This window comes from Gluconobacter sphaericus NBRC 12467 (genome assembly GCF_006539125.1).
Classification (GTDB): domain Bacteria; phylum Pseudomonadota; class Alphaproteobacteria; order Acetobacterales; family Acetobacteraceae; genus Gluconobacter; species Gluconobacter sphaericus.
Window position 1 is genome coordinate 32,773 of record NZ_BJMK01000016.1, and the last position, 13,507, is coordinate 46,279.

General features: G+C 61.0%; 16 protein-coding genes. 9 read left to right on the forward strand and 7 right to left on the reverse strand.

What is annotated here, in order from left to right; all coding sequences use genetic code 11:
• Positions 1–71 precede the first annotated feature (71 nt).
• A complete protein-coding gene (locus GSP01_RS10065) occupies positions 72–2,105 on the reverse strand; it encodes an NAD(+) synthase (RefSeq protein ID WP_141353181.1) in 2,034 nt (677 codons plus the stop codon).
• Between the two features lie 192 nt (positions 2,106–2,297).
• On the opposite strand from GSP01_RS10065, the gene GSP01_RS10070 reads away from it, so the two are divergent.
• A complete protein-coding gene (locus GSP01_RS10070) occupies positions 2,298–2,480 on the forward strand; it encodes a DUF1328 domain-containing protein (RefSeq protein WP_141353183.1) in 183 nt (60 codons plus the stop codon).
• A 9-nt stretch (positions 2,481–2,489) separates the two neighbouring features.
• On the opposite strand, the gene GSP01_RS10075 is transcribed toward GSP01_RS10070, so the two are convergent.
• From GSP01_RS10075 to mlaD, 6 genes are read right to left on the reverse strand one after another with little or no spacing between them, the layout of a single operon-like run.
• Entirely contained in the window at positions 2,490–3,008 is a 519-nt protein-coding gene (locus GSP01_RS10075; protein ID WP_174787588.1) for a disulfide bond formation protein B, read from the reverse strand.
• Positions 2,999–4,342, reverse strand: coding sequence for an alpha,alpha-trehalose-phosphate synthase (UDP-forming) (locus GSP01_RS10080; RefSeq protein ID WP_141353185.1), 1,344 nt, complete (start codon positions 4,340–4,342; stop codon positions 2,999–3,001). The genes GSP01_RS10075 and GSP01_RS10080 overlap by 10 nt, the downstream gene beginning before the upstream one ends.
• The gene (gene otsB, locus GSP01_RS10085) at positions 4,330–5,052 is read right to left on the reverse strand and encodes a trehalose-phosphatase (protein ID WP_141353187.1); all 723 of its coding nucleotides are present in this window, start codon (positions 5,050–5,052) and stop codon (positions 4,330–4,332) included. Before otsB ends, GSP01_RS10080 begins: the two co-directional genes overlap by 13 nt.
• 48 nt (positions 5,053–5,100) lie before the next feature.
• Positions 5,101–5,793, reverse strand: coding sequence for a DUF2155 domain-containing protein (locus GSP01_RS10090; RefSeq protein ID WP_141353189.1), 693 nt, complete (start codon positions 5,791–5,793; stop codon positions 5,101–5,103).
• Positions 5,790–6,032 (reverse strand): hypothetical protein, encoded by a 243-nt coding sequence (locus tag GSP01_RS10095; protein WP_141353191.1) that lies wholly within the window; start codon positions 6,030–6,032, stop codon positions 5,790–5,792. Before GSP01_RS10095 ends, GSP01_RS10090 begins: the two co-directional genes overlap by 4 nt.
• 3 nt (positions 6,033–6,035) lie before the next feature.
• Entirely contained in the window at positions 6,036–6,560 is a 525-nt protein-coding gene (gene mlaD, locus GSP01_RS10100) for an outer membrane lipid asymmetry maintenance protein MlaD (protein WP_141353193.1), read from the reverse strand.
• A gap of 198 nt (positions 6,561–6,758) precedes the next feature.
• On the opposite strand from mlaD, the gene GSP01_RS10105 reads away from it, so the two are divergent.
• The 8 genes from GSP01_RS10105 (at position 6,759) to GSP01_RS10140 (ending at position 13,411) form a co-directional block, all read left to right on the forward strand.
• On the forward strand, positions 6,759–8,282 hold the full coding sequence (locus tag GSP01_RS10105; RefSeq protein WP_141353195.1) for a TSCPD domain-containing protein: 1,524 nt from the start codon (positions 6,759–6,761) through the stop codon (positions 8,280–8,282).
• A gap of 143 nt (positions 8,283–8,425) precedes the next feature.
• A complete protein-coding gene (locus tag GSP01_RS10110) occupies positions 8,426–8,794 on the forward strand; it encodes an AtpZ/AtpI family protein (RefSeq protein WP_141353197.1) in 369 nt (122 codons plus the stop codon).
• Entirely contained in the window at positions 8,772–9,521 is a 750-nt protein-coding gene (locus GSP01_RS10115) for a F0F1 ATP synthase subunit A (RefSeq protein ID WP_141353213.1), read from the forward strand. Before GSP01_RS10110 ends, GSP01_RS10115 begins: the two co-directional genes overlap by 23 nt.
• 82 nt (positions 9,522–9,603) lie before the next feature.
• Positions 9,604–9,831 (forward strand): ATP synthase subunit C family protein, encoded by a 228-nt coding sequence (locus GSP01_RS10120; RefSeq protein WP_024717170.1) that lies wholly within the window; start codon positions 9,604–9,606, stop codon positions 9,829–9,831.
• Positions 9,832–9,839: 8 nt separating this feature from the next.
• The gene (locus GSP01_RS10125; protein ID WP_141353199.1) at positions 9,840–10,400 is read left to right on the forward strand and encodes a F0F1 ATP synthase subunit B family protein; all 561 of its coding nucleotides are present in this window, start codon (positions 9,840–9,842) and stop codon (positions 10,398–10,400) included.
• A 10-nt stretch (positions 10,401–10,410) separates the two neighbouring features.
• Positions 10,411–10,911: a F0F1 ATP synthase subunit B family protein gene (locus tag GSP01_RS10130; RefSeq protein ID WP_141353215.1), complete on the forward strand. Its 501-nt coding sequence runs from the start codon at positions 10,411–10,413 to the stop codon at positions 10,909–10,911.
• A gap of 4 nt (positions 10,912–10,915) precedes the next feature.
• Positions 10,916–11,683, forward strand: coding sequence for a glycosyltransferase family 2 protein (locus GSP01_RS10135; protein ID WP_141353201.1), 768 nt, complete (start codon positions 10,916–10,918; stop codon positions 11,681–11,683).
• Between the two features lie 75 nt (positions 11,684–11,758).
• Positions 11,759–13,411, forward strand: a complete 1,653-nt coding sequence (locus GSP01_RS10140; RefSeq protein WP_141353202.1) for an ArnT family glycosyltransferase — start codon at positions 11,759–11,761, stop codon at positions 13,409–13,411.
• Positions 13,412–13,507: the final 96 nt, after the last annotated feature.

Consider the following 13,507-nt stretch of genomic DNA (forward strand, 5'->3'; position numbering starts at 1 on the left):
ATGACGGGTTTTCGACATATTGGCACGAATGCCGAGAGACATAACCCCCAACATACCAACATACCAAAAGTTCACAAATCTGTGTTCGTTTGAGGCAGATTATCCCACAACTCCTCGAGCCATACCGTTGCAGTGCCATCAGACGGCGCACGCCAGTCCCCGCGCGGAGAGAGCGAACCGCCCGAAACCAGCTTCGGACCATTCGGCATGGCTGAGCGCTTGAACTGGCTTGTCCCGAAAAACCGCCGCAGAAATACCTCCAGCCAGTGCCGGATTTCCGCCAGATCGTACGAAACTTTCCGATCCTCGGGATAATGCCAGGGCCAGTCGCCACGCGATGCATCCGCCCAGGCCTTCTCCGCCAGAAACGCCACCCGTGACGGTCGGAAGCCATGACGCAGAATATGATAAAGTGTGAAATCCTGAAGGGGATAAGGCCCGATCGTCTGTTCCGTGCTCTGAACGCCCTGCCCCGTATCAGGCACAAGTTCCGGCGTAATTTCTGCACTGACGATCCGCTCCAGAACCGGACCAATACCATCGCCCAGCTTTCCTTCACGGGCCAACCAGCGGATGACATGCTGGATCAGCGTCTTCGGCATCCCGGCATTGACGTTATAGTGGGACATCTGGTCCCCCACGCCATAAGTGCACCAGCCCAGCGCCAGCTCCGACAGATCTCCCGTCCCGATCACAATTCCACTGCGGTAATTGGCGATCCGGAACAGGAAATCCGTCCGCAGACCTGCCTGCACGTTCTCGAACGTAATGTCATGAACGGGCTGCCCCTCGGCAAAGGGATGGCCGATCCCTGCCAGCATTGTCTGCGCCGTCGGCCGGATATCCAGCTCGTTCACTTCAACGCCCAGCGCCTCCATGAGCGCATGGGCCAGAGAGCGGCTTTCGCTACCAGTCGCAAAACCGGGCATCGTGTAAGCCAGAATATGCGTTCGCGGCCAGCCAAGCTCATCCGCCGCCCGCACCGCAACCAGTAGCGCCAGCGTACTATCCAGGCCGCCTGAAACCCCGATCACGGCGCGCTGCGCCCCGCTCGCCTGTAACCGCCGCCGCAGAGCGCTAACCTGAATGGTCCAGCCTTCATAGCAGTCCCGAGCGAGTGTCCGCGCATCGGACGGGACGAACGGAAACCGCACAACATCCCGCTCCAGCCCCAGATCCGTCATCGGCGGCGCAAGGGTAAACCCGATTGTCCGGAAAGCCTGGCCCGCCTGCCCGAACTGGCCCGTCCGCATCCGCTCCTGCCGCAGCAGATCCAAATCCACATCTGCCACGACCAGCCGCTCGCCCTGCGGAAAACGATCCGACTGCGCCAGAAGCCGCCCGGCCTCGTGGATCGACACCTGCCCGTCCCAAGCCAGATCGGTCGTCGACTCCCCCTCGCCCGCCGCCGCATACACATAAGCCGTCAGCGTTCGCATGGACTGCGCCTGACACAGAAGCGACCGGTCATCCGTCCGCCCGATCGTCACCGGGGATGCCGAAGGGTTGAGAATGACGGTCGCCCCTGCTTCCGCCAGTTTTCCGCTCGGCGGAGACGCCACCCACAGATCCTCACAGATCTCCACGCCCAGCGTCAGCCCACGCACATCCTCGGCCGCAAACAGCAGATCCGTCCCGAATGGCACATCCTCGCCCAACAGCCGGATTGTCCCGGACGTCTGAAGTCCGGACGTGAAATGCCGGGGCTCGTAGAACTCCCGGTACCGGGGCAGATGCGACTTTGGGACCACACCCAGCACCCGGCCGCGATGCACGACCGCCGCACAGTTGTAGAGCAGATCCCCCCGCACAAGCGGCAGCCCTACGACCGCGACAGAAAGAAGATCCTGCGTCCCTGCAACAACCTGCCGGAGGGCCTCAAGCGCACTATCAAGCACCACGTCCTGAAAGCGCAGATCCTCCAGCGTGTAGCCTGTAAGCCCCAGCTCCGGGAAAACCACCGCCGCCACACCCTGCCGGTCGCAGTCACGCAGAACGCCGAGGGTCCGCGCGGCATTTTTCAGCGGGTCAGCAAGCGTCACCGGCAGCGTACAGGCGGCGATCCGGGCAAATCCCTGATGATACAGGGAGCGGAACAGGGTCATGACGGTCCTCCGGCAGGCAGGAAGTCCGAATACGGAAATCCGACCCATGGAAATATCAAAAACGGGGCCTGCACGCACAGCCCCCGCAGAAAACGGATGTTGCGAAAATGAACCAGTTCATCCCGCTGCCGTTCAGCCTTTTCAAACCCCGCCTTTCCGTCGGAGGGCGCTACTGACAAAGGAGACAGTCCCATGGACCTGCTGCGCTGGACCATTGCCTTCCTTATCCTCGCCCTGTGTGCTGCGGTGCTGGGCTTTGGCGGACTTTCGGCAGATTTTGCCTATATCGGCAAGATCCTTTTCTTCATCTTCCTGGTGCTTCTGGTCATCAGCCTCGTCTTCGGACGCGGACGCGGACGCGGCACGCGCCTCTGATCCAGACCCTCAGCGTCGGGAGCGTCCCATGCGGAAGCTCCCGACCAGAGCGACCACGAACACCGCCGCCGCATACAGCCCTCCCAGCTCCGTCATCGAGACGGGCAGACCGAACAGGTAATCCGGCGAATCACACGGCTTGTTCGGCCGTGCCGGCATCGCGGACATCCAGTCCTTGAAGCTACCACCGTGAAAAGCCGGGGCCCTGCATTCTGGCGCCGGGCTGGGCCAGAACTTGTGCTCCACCCCAGCATGCAGCACCGCCAGCCCAATACTGGTCATCAAGCACAAGAGCCCGAGGAAAACTCCGAACCGGGCATAGCGCTTGGGCAGGACGATCGTGACAATCCCGATCCCGAGCAGCACCCACCACGGGCGCCGCTCCCACAGGCACAGCTCGCACGGCGCAAGCTTCAGCCAGTGCTCGGCGAACCAGACTACGCCGAGCGCCAGAAGCGCCCCCAGAACATACAGACCGCCCAGAGCATTCGTTGAAACGGGGCGGTGTGTCGTTCTGTTCAGTGGCACGGATGGATCGCCTCCAGACTATCAAGAAACTGCTTGGACCAGCTCCCCGCCGTATTGCGGGAAACCTCGCCATACATCGCAGACCATGCCGCATGACGGGCGTGCACGTCCATGGTCAGGCCGATATGAAGCGCCTCGGCCATTCCTTCCGCATCCAGCGGATTGATCAGAAGCGCCTCGGGCATTTCTGGAGCTGCCCCAGCAAACCGCGACAGCACCAGCACACCAGGATCGTCCTCGTCCTGCGCCGCGATGAACTCCTTGGCCACGAGGTTCATCCCATCCCGCAGCGGCGTAACAAACCCCACATCCGCCATCCGGTAAAGCCCGGCGAGGATATGCCGCCCGATCGGCCAGGTCGTGTAACGGATCGGCACCCAATCCGGCGTGCCATAGGCGCCGTTGATCGTCCCGACCAGCCCATCCAGCTCTTCCTTGAGCAGACGATAGCTTTCTACGCCACCCCGTGACACCGGAGTAACCTGAAGGAATGTCACCTGCCCGCGATGCTCGGGATAATTCTTTAGCAGAGCCTCGAAGCCCTTCATCCGCTCGGGCAGACCCTTGGAGTAATCCAGCCGGTCCACCCCCATGATTAGGCGCGTCCCCTCCAACGTATCCATGATCTTGATCACCTCGTCGGAAGAAGCGCTTTCGATCGCCTGCTGTCGGAAGCTGACGGGATCAATCCCGATAGGCACGGCCTCGACCGCCGCCTTCAGGCCATAGGCCTCGAAACATCCCTTGAGATTGGCCGCATCCTCAGGCGTCTGCACCCCGATCAGGTCGCAGGCCGCCAGTCCGGTCAACAGCATGTCGAGCTTGGGCAGCAGACGCGCGACGCTCCAAGGCGGGAACGGAATGTGCAGGAAGAATCCGACCCGACCTGTTACGCCCCGGTCCCGAAGCATCTTACCCAACGGAAACAGATGATAGTCATGGATCCAGACCGTATCATCCGGCTCCAGAAGCCCGACCAGACGATCCGCAAAGACCTCGTTCGCCTCATAATAGGCATCGCAGTCCTCACGGGTGTAGCGGATCAGGTTGGTCCGGTAATGGCACAGGGGCCACAGGACTCCGTTGGAAAAATTTAGATAAAACCGATCATACTGCTCCTGGGTCAAGTCGAACGTCACGTAATTGACGTTTCCCACCCGCTCGCTCTGGACCGGCCGGTCGGCCGCATCCATATGCTGATGGCCCGACCACCCGAACCACAGGGTCTCCTGCGTCTGTACTGCATCATACAGACCAACCGTCAGACCCCCGGCAGGCTGCGTACGCTCACCAGGGGCAGGCGTCCGGTTGGAAACAATAATCAGGCGCCCCATCCGTGTCCCTCCGACAGATCATGCAGCCAGCGCCGGAACGTGGCCGCATCTGGAAAATCATCGGGAATGAGCCAACCTGCGCCCCCCATCTGGCGCGCAGCTCTCACCCCATCGCGGTCCGTGACATCATCACCGGCAAAAACCGGAAGCCGTCCTGCAAAAGGCGGCTCCGCCATCAGTTCCCGCAGCGCCTTGCCCTTATCGATCCCCAATGGCCGGAGCTCGATGGCCATCTGGGCATCCTGAAGGTGAAACCCCCGGTCTTCCACTGGCCAGGCCGACGCCAACTCCCGAAAAGCAGACTCCACCTCGGGCGCACGGCGGTAATGCAGCACCATTCCAGCTTTTTTATGTTCAACACTGGCTCCGGGATGATCTGCCGCAGCCTTTTCAACAGCCTGTACCCATTCTCCGGGCACAACGGGCAGCTCCCGCTCCCGTAACGCTTGGTCGGGCGCATGACGCATCATCACACCATGCTCGCCCGCCACGGCATAAGGAATATCCGGCAGGAAATGATCAATCTGTGCAATGGGTCGGCCAGTAATGATCGCAAACGCGCCATCAAGCATGTCCCGAAGACGCAGCAGATCCGCCGCGAGCCCCTCCGGTACCCGGACACTTTCCGGGGTAGGCGCGATATCAACAAGCGTTCCATCAAAATCAAGCAGCAGGGCTGCCCGAGACGGGGGAAAGGGAACCTGAATCATGAAGCTGTCATTTCTTCCTGTTTCTGGGTCATTCCGCCCCATCCCACCTTATTCGAGACCGGGATCGGCCTCGGGAGGTGACAGGGACTGTCCCGAAGACTGCGGAGGCATAACCGGAGCAAGGGACGGCGCCGCACCGCTGGGAGGCGCGAGCGGAATGGGATTATGACTGTCCGGAGCAAGCGGTACAGGACCGCCTGAGGCAGAACCGGGCTGCGATGCCGGAGCATCGCCGCCTTCTTCCACCGGAACCTCCGCACTGGCGAGCACGGGCGCCTTCACCTCAGGCAGAGGGCCCGCCTGAGGTGCCGTCAGCGCTCCCGCACAGGAGACAACGCGCACATCGTACAAAGGGCTGCCATAAGTTGCGACAGAAGGCTCCTGAGCCAACATCCAGCCATCGAAAGGCGGCCGCTGCGGATCGCTGCTGTCCTTAAGATGCAGCAGGGCTCCGGCATCCGCGACCAGCGTCTGCGGCCGGCTGACACAAGCTTCAACACCCACGGAAAGACTGTGATAGGTCACGCTCCCGCCCACGGGAATCGTGAGAAGTTCCAGATGAGCATCCAGCCGGTCCAACACGCGCACCACAGCCTGCGACTGCCCCTGCCAGGTTGTCGCCGGATACATCGCCGGGGGCGCCACACCTGTTGCGGCCTGCGCGCCCGAAATCCCGCCAAGCAGAATCATTGCGCCCCCCCTACACGGCAGCAGAACCCGGCCCGACCAAAGTTTCATCATGACTCTTTCTCCTGAGTCCCACCTTGGAACGGGCTCTTCAGATCGGACAGCATGGCCTGAAACGTCTGCAGCATCGCCTGAGATGAAACCCCCATCAGAACCCCGTCATCAAACACATCCTGCAGGGCCTGACGCAGTTCGGCATCGTTTTCCCGCAGGATCTGGACCTTCTCCGCACAGGACACGGGATTGCCCTCATGGTCGACCCACAGAAACGCATTTTTGTGCGTATCCGTCATGCCTCAAGGCTCATCCGTCAGGCTGCCTGCAACCGGCTTTCCTACAGCAACCTTCTGGCTCTTCTGCAGCGAATCCGTCACAGAGAAAATGAACTTGCTCAGAAGTTGTTCCAAACTAATGGAGCCCTGCGTCTCGGTCATGACACCACCCGGCTTCACGACCGAATCCGCTCCGCCTGGAGACAGCGCAATGTACTTCCCACCCAGCAGACTGTCAGACGTCACGATCGCAGCTGAATCCGTCGGCAGCTTTACATCTGGCGCGAGCGTAAACGTCACTTGGGCCTGAAAGCTCTTGGGATCGACCACAGCCCCGGTCACGTGCCCCACAGTAATGCCAGCAAGCCGCACGTCTGACCCGACCGTCAAGCCGTCGATCTGGCTGAAGGAGGCATGGACAGGGTAGCCCCCGTCATCGCTCCGATGATGTCCGACCATTGCCGCGACCAGAAGACCCGCAAGACAGGCAAGGACAGCGAACCCGGCCAGAAGCTCCAGCCGGTCATGACGGACCGCGACAGCGCTCATGACGATACCCTCGTGAAAATCATCTTTTCAGCACTACCCGACTCCGCTTCGCGCGTCCAATCCTCCCGCGGAAATCGTCACTCAGCAGCCTCCGGAAGAATGTTATCCCCCATATCCCCACATTCCCGCCCATTAGGGGCTTTCCGCAGGCCTTTTTCCGACTTACGGGCCCATAGGTGCAGGGCGTAGATTCGCAACATGACAGCTCGCCTTCACTGGACCGGCGTTCGCATGAGGACGCTTCAGGTCATGACCGACCCCGACGACAGCGCCCTGCGCTCCGTCACCCTTCCTGCCGCCTGGGATGACGAGGCCGCGCAGGCCCTCGCCCAGATCACCCTGAATGGTGGGCCGGTCAGACTTGCCGCAGAGGCAGCGCGTTGGGTAGACACGATCGATGCGTGCCCGCCCCTTCCCGGCACCCCAGCCAACACGCCATCGCCGGGCCGGAGCCTGTCCTATCTTTTGCTGATGCAACAGATGGCACCTAATACCGCGCTATGGCAGTGCCAGCCCGACCAGACGCCCGGCTTCACCATCCGCCTGTCCAGCTTCGTGCAAGAGACCGGCTTCGCCGCCGAGCATTTCGTTGCCTGTCTGCGCCTGGCCTGCGATGCTTTGCGCCGCCTTCATGCCGCGACCCGGATCGAGCGCACAGGTGAGCTGCCCCTGTTCGATCTACCCGCCCAACCTGAAGACGAAGCCGCAGGCCTCATTCTCCTGACCGATCTCGATGCCTGCCTGGCGGCCCTCGGCCTGGACTATGACAGTGACGACGCCCGCAACGCGGCCTGCGCCATAGCCGCGCTCGCCACCACAGTTGCTCGCACCGGAACAAAACTGTCCCCGCCGTCCATCCCGGAATCACCCCTGCTTGGACTGCGAACCATCGCATCCTCGGTCTGCGTTACCGATGAAGTGCTGCATTTCTGCCCGATTGAAACCGGATTTTCCTCTCCAGCCCCCACCGAAAGGCTGCTGGGTGTTGAAACCTGCGGCCTCGCCCCGGCCTTTTCGCCACTGCGCGAAGATGGACATTTGCGTGCATCCACGTTGGCCCGGCTGGCCTGCCGGGGCCTGACACCCGAATCCGCCCTGGCACTTGCGCTGGCGGGCGAGACCCCGCTCCCGCCCGCCCATCCGCAGGCTCAGGCTACCATGCACGCCGCCATCAAGAATGCCGTAGACTTCGTGCCGGCGATGCCGGAACCCGATCTGGCGGACCTGCAGGCCAAGCTGGCCCGTGGCGTACGTCGCCCGCTCCCGATGCGGCAAACCGGCTTCACCCAGCGCGCGGCTGTGGGTGGTCACAGTCTTTTCATGCGAACCAGCGAATTCGAAGACGGCACACTCGGCGAGATCAGCCTTACCCCGCCCCGAGAAAGCCCTATGGCCCGCGGACTGATGGACTGCCTCGGCCACGCTGTCAGCATCGGCCTGCAATATGGCGCCCCGCTGGAGGCCTTTGTGGAGCGATTCGCCTATACGCGCTTCGGACCTGCAGGCACTGTAGAGGGCGATCCGTCTACGGCATACGCGACCTCAATGCTCGATTATGCCTTCCGCACTCTATCGGAAGCCTATCTGGGCAAGCACATGCCGGATGCCCCCCGCATCGAACCCAATTCGGAAGATCCAGCTCCCATGCTACCCTTCGGACGTAGCTCCGGCGAAAGCCCGGAATGGAAGGACCGCGGACGCCGTCTGAAACTAGTCAGCTAGGATGAAAAGCGGTTTCGATGGCTCCAGCGAGCAGAATACATTGACAGTCAACGGACTCGCCGGTAGCTAGCGCCTGCGCTGAGAAGGAATCCGGTTGAACGACCGGGTAAGAAGGATGCGTACAGGGTAAGGGATCAGACCTCATGGGACACGCCCCTGCCGGTGACGACGAAGACTTCGACGAACGCCTGAGGCGTGCCCGTCAGAAGCTCGATCCCCGCTCAGGGGAATTCGCCGTAACCGACGAGGGTAATGGTGACAGTTCAATGTCATCCCTTGGAGTGGCGGTCCGCGTGGGAACGGACCTTGTAGCCGGACTCGCAGTCGGTGTAGCCATAGGCTACGCCTTGGGGCACTGGTTCGGATACAAGGCTTTGTTCCTGTCCGTATTCGCCCTGGCAGGATGTGGCGCCGGCATGTTGAATGTCTGGCGGGTTTTGAAGGATTCGGGCATGGTGTCCGGACCGAAAGATGACGGGAGAAGCCAGCGTGGCAGCCGGATCGACGATTGACGCGCTCGGACAGTTCGAGCTCCATCCGGTTCTCGGGCATCTGGGAGAAGCCCTGCGGTTCTCGCAGTCACCGCTGTTCATGCTGATCGCCGTCGCCATCGTTCTCGTCTTCCTGTATGTCGGAATGCGTCCTGCCGCCGTGGTGCCGGGTCGCCTTCAGGCCGCCGCAGAAATCAGCTATGACTTCGTGCATGACCTCGCCGTCAGCACGATCGGCGAAAATGGCGCGACGTTCTTCCCGTTCGTCTTTGCGATTTTCTTCTTCATCCTGGCTGGCAACTACCTCGGTCTGTTGCCCTTCTCTTTCACGTACACCAGCCACATCGCCGTGACCTTCGGTCTGGCCATCATGGTGTTCGTCATCTCGATCCTTGCTTCCATCCGTTTTCAGGGTGTGGGCTTCCTTAAGCACTTCCTGCCCGCTGGAACGCCTGTCTGGCTTGCTCCGCTGCTGGTGCCGATCGAGCTCATCTCTTTCCTTTCGCGTCCGGTCAGCCTGTCGATCCGACTTTTCGCCAACATGGTGGCGGGTCACGTGCTCCTGGAAGTGTTTGCCGGCTTCACGATCATGCTCGCCGGTCTGGGCGCATTCGGCCATGTTCTGGCCATCGCCCCGATCGCGATCAACATCGCGCTGACGGCCCTCGAACTGCTGGTGGGCGTGCTGCAGGCCTATGTGTTCGCCATTCTCACCTGCATCTATCTGCGTGAGGCCGTCGCTCACTGAGCCACACCAGCTTCGCACTAACCCTTTAATCGACCCAACAAGGAACCTGACAATGGACGTTCAAGCCGCTCACGAATTCGGCATCAGCATCGCCCAGGCCGCCCGTGACCTCGGTGCCGGTATTGCCGTTTTCGCCCTCGCCGGTGTCGGCATGGGTCTCGGCAACATCTTCTCCACGCTGATCAGCTCGGTTGCCCGCAACCCGGCTTCGCGTCCGCATGTCTTCGGCATCGGCATGCTGGGCTTTGCGCTGACGGAAGCTGTCGCGCTTTTCGCCCTGCTGATCGCGTTCCTGATCCTGTTCGCCTGAGGTCGAACATGTACCGTACGCCACGCCTCTTCCTGTTCGCCGCTCCGCTTGCGGCCGTGCCGGGCCGTGCCGTGGCTGCGGGCATGCCACAGCTGAACTTTCACGATCCGCTGCTGATCGGACAGGTCGTTTGGGGAGCCGTCATTTTCGGCGGCTTCTATCTCAGCCTGAGCCGCTTCGCGCTGCCGCGTGTCGAACGGGTTCTGAGCAACCGTCGAACCCGTATCCAGAGCGATCTGGATGTTGCCCGCAAGGCTAAAGCCGAGGCCGACCGCGCCAGCGCGGAACTCCTCAGTGCCCGTCATGAAGCAGCCGAGCAGGCCCGCGCCCATGTGGAGCGGATCCAGAGCGAAGCCCGCGCCAGCGCGGATGCTCACGCTGCGGAAACGGCCAAGCGTCTTGAATCCGAGATCGCAAACGCCGAGACCCGAATCACCCAGTCCCGTGAAGAGGCCCTTTCCAGCCTGTCCGAGATCGCCACCAGCACCACACAGGATCTGGTTGCGCGTCTGATCGGCACGCAGGACGAACAGACTGTCGCCAGCGCCGTCAAACGCGTCAGCGCCTAAGGAGACGATGATGTTCCACGATCCCCGGTTCTGGACCGCCCTCGCCTTCGTCCTGTTCTTCGTCATTTTCGGACGCAAGCTCTGGATCGCCATCACCAGCCACCTGGATGCCCGCGCGACAAACGTCCGTAACGACCTCGATGAAGCAGCCCGCCTGCGCCGCGAAGCCGAGCAAATGCTGGAAGATGCCACCCGCGAGCGAGAAAAGACCCTGGCCGAAACACAGGCCATGCTTGCACGCTCCGAGGCCGAAGCCGCCGGTCTGGCAGAACGCGCCCGCAAGGACGCTGAAGCCGCCGCAGCCCGCTACGAGAAGATGGCGCAGGATCGGATTCACGCAGCCGAACGCTCGGCCATCCGTGAAATTCAGGATCGCGCTACTCAGATCGCGGTCGCCGCAGCCCGTGAGGTCGTGTCGACCCGTCTGACGGAAAGCCCTGACATCGCATCCAGCCTGCTCGACCAGAGCATCAACAGCCTGCCGGAAGCCCTTCGGCGCTCCGCTGCCTGATCCGATGCCCACCTCCACGGTGCAAGGTTCCTTTCATGACGACGGACAGCCCACAAGGCTCTCCGTCGTCATGGCCGTTCTGAACGAAGCGGACAATATCCTCCCCGTCTGTCAGGAGTTGGCTGAAACTTTCGCTGCCGACTCTTCAATAGAAATTCTGGCTATTGATGACGGCAGCACCGACGCCACCGTCAGAAAGCTTCTGGAAGCACGCCAGACGATCCTGCCCCGCCTGCGCATCATCAGCCACCCGAAGCGCCTCGGAAAATCAGCCGCCCTCCGAACAGGCATTACCGCTGCCAACGGACACTGGATCGCCACCATTGACGGCGACGGACAGGATGACCCTTCTGCCATCCTGAAAATGCTGGAACGTGCGACATCGACTCCAAGAGTCCAGCCTCTGGTGGTCGGCGTCCGCCGCAAACGCAACGACCGCCTGTCTCGCCGGCTTGCTACGCGCTTCGCAAACGGACTGCGCCGTCGTCTCCTGAACGATGGCTGCCCCGATACAGGCGCGCCGCTCAAGCTCTTCCCGCGCGACCTCTTCCTGAAAATTCCTCAGTTCGAAGGCGTCCATCGTTTTCTGCCTGCATTGCTGGGACATTACGGCGCCCCGCTGATCTGTATCGAAGTGCAGCACCGCGCCCGACTACATGGCAGCTCGAAATATACCAATTTCAACCGAGCTCTCGTTGGTATCCGTGACCTCCTGGGCGTCATGTGGCTCCAGAACCGCACGCACCTGCCCAATCATCTGACCGAACACTGAAGCCGTCACACGGGATCCGGACCTTCCGGAATCATGCCGCATGCCCGGCCTGACAGAACGGCGCGGAGAGTCCCCATGACCCTGAACCTCCGGCATTATGCTCTTCTCGGGCTGTTGGCCTTTCTGCTCGCGCTCCCCGGTCGCATGACGCTCCCGCCCCTCGATCGAGACGAACCCCGCTATATGGAAGCATCCGAACAGATGCTTCTCTCCCACAACTTCATCGACGTCCGTTTTCAGGACAAACCACGCTATCTCCAACCGGCTGGAATCTACTGGCTGGAAGCGGCCTCGACCGCCGCCGCCGAGAAAATCTTCGGTCCCTCAGTTTTGCGCAAGACATGGCCCTATCGAATTCCGAGCCTCCTCGCCGCAACCATCATTGTCCCCCTGACTGCCTGGATCGGCGCAACTCTCTTTGGGGGCACTACGGGCTTGATGGCGGCAGGCCTACTGATGGTTTCGACGTTGTTCGTCGCCGAAAGCCACATGGCGACCATCGACACAGTCCTGCTGCTGGACATCCTGTGCATCGAAGCCGCCCTTCTGTGCGCTCTCACTGATCGACAAAAAAACCGCCCCACTCCTCTTCGCGTCGCAGTCGCCTACTGGCTTGCTTTGGGCATTGGCCTCATGCTCAAAGGCCCGGTCGTCCTCATTCCGGGCTTCGGCACACCGCTGGCCCTGTGGCTACTGGAAAAAAACCGCTCATGGTGGTCTCGCCTGCGCCCACGCTGGGGCTGGCTACTCATGGTTGCCGTGGTTGTTCCCTGGTGCGTCGCCATAGAGATCATCAGCGGTGGGGACTTCTTCGCCCGAGCGGTTGGACGCAACTTCCTAGGCAAAGTAGCCCATGGTCAAGAAGCGCATGGCCTCCCTCCTGGCTTCCATCTGCTGGTTTTCGGACTAGCCTTCTGGCCTGGTTCGCTGTTCGCTGCCATGGCCATTCCGGCAGTCTGGCAAAACCGCAAACTCCCGCAGGTCCGCTTCCTCCTCAGCTGGATCGTCCCGCACTGGCTGGTGTTCGAACTGATCGCCACCAAACTCCCGCATTACGTCCTGCCAACCTATCCGGCGATTGCCATCCTCACTGCCGCAAGCCTCATGACATGGTGCCCTCCTACACTCTCACGATGGGCAAAGGCTCTTCTCGGGGTCTATGGCGTTCTGTGGGCAGTCATCGGCATTGGCTTCTGCCTTGCCGGCAGCATCGCCCTCTACAGACTTGAGCACACGTTCACACTCTCCGCCCTGATCGCGCTGGGAGGATCCCTACCCCTGATGCTCGGCGCCATCGTAATGCTCATGAAGCAGCAGCGACGACAAGCAGCCTTCTGCGCCATGGGAGCAGCCGTCATTGCCCATGCCGGCTTGTTCCTGAGCGTGATCCCCAATCTTCAGACCATCCGTCTCAGCCCCCGGATTGCAGACCTCTTCGAAGATATTCGCCCCTGCAATGACAGTGTTTTGATATCGTCATCCTATTCCGAGCCGAGCCTGGTCTTTCTCGCCGGCCCCAATACACAACTCATTGGCCCCGCAGCCGCAGCCGCATATCTGCACGACCATCCCCAATGCAGCTTGGCGCTGATCGGCCTCAAAGACAAAAATACCTTTATGTCTGCACTGAAAAAATTTGGAATAAATGTTGTTAAGTATAACCAAATAAAAGGACTAAATTATTCAAATGGGCATCATCTTATTTTAGAATTATTTTCACCCCTATAAATCCGGAGAATTCGAAAAACCCTCTATTTTTGACGCGTCCTGTGTAATTCGATTCGTCCGGTTCTGGTTAGGCTCAGGACCTATTGATTTGATTGT

Excerpts from the sequence above, each read along its gene's own strand:
- GSP01_RS10065 (WP_141353181.1), bottom strand. The coding sequence starts at position 2,105 with ATGACCCTGTTCCGCTCCCTGTATCATCAGGGATTTGCCCGGATCGCC.
- GSP01_RS10070 (WP_141353183.1), top strand. The coding sequence starts at position 2,298 with ATGGACCTGCTGCGCTGGACCATTGCCTTCCTTATCCTCGCCCTGTGT.
- GSP01_RS10080 (WP_141353185.1), bottom strand. The coding sequence starts at position 4,342 with ATGGGGCGCCTGATTATTGTTTCCAACCGGACGCCTGCCCCTGGTGAG.
- otsB (WP_141353187.1), bottom strand. The coding sequence starts at position 5,052 with ATGATTCAGGTTCCCTTTCCCCCGTCTCGGGCAGCCCTGCTGCTTGAT.
- GSP01_RS10090 (WP_141353189.1), bottom strand. The coding sequence starts at position 5,793 with ATGATGAAACTTTGGTCGGGCCGGGTTCTGCTGCCGTGTAGGGGGGGC.
- GSP01_RS10095 (WP_141353191.1), bottom strand. The coding sequence starts at position 6,032 with ATGACGGATACGCACAAAAATGCGTTTCTGTGGGTCGACCATGAGGGC.
- mlaD (WP_141353193.1), bottom strand. The coding sequence starts at position 6,560 with ATGAGCGCTGTCGCGGTCCGTCATGACCGGCTGGAGCTTCTGGCCGGG.
- GSP01_RS10105 (WP_141353195.1), top strand. The coding sequence starts at position 6,759 with ATGACAGCTCGCCTTCACTGGACCGGCGTTCGCATGAGGACGCTTCAG.
- GSP01_RS10110 (WP_141353197.1), top strand. The coding sequence starts at position 8,426 with ATGGGACACGCCCCTGCCGGTGACGACGAAGACTTCGACGAACGCCTG.
- GSP01_RS10125 (WP_141353199.1), top strand. The coding sequence starts at position 9,840 with ATGTACCGTACGCCACGCCTCTTCCTGTTCGCCGCTCCGCTTGCGGCC.
- GSP01_RS10130 (WP_141353215.1), top strand. The coding sequence starts at position 10,411 with ATGTTCCACGATCCCCGGTTCTGGACCGCCCTCGCCTTCGTCCTGTTC.
- GSP01_RS10135 (WP_141353201.1), top strand. The coding sequence starts at position 10,916 with ATGCCCACCTCCACGGTGCAAGGTTCCTTTCATGACGACGGACAGCCC.
- GSP01_RS10140 (WP_141353202.1), top strand. The coding sequence starts at position 11,759 with ATGACCCTGAACCTCCGGCATTATGCTCTTCTCGGGCTGTTGGCCTTT.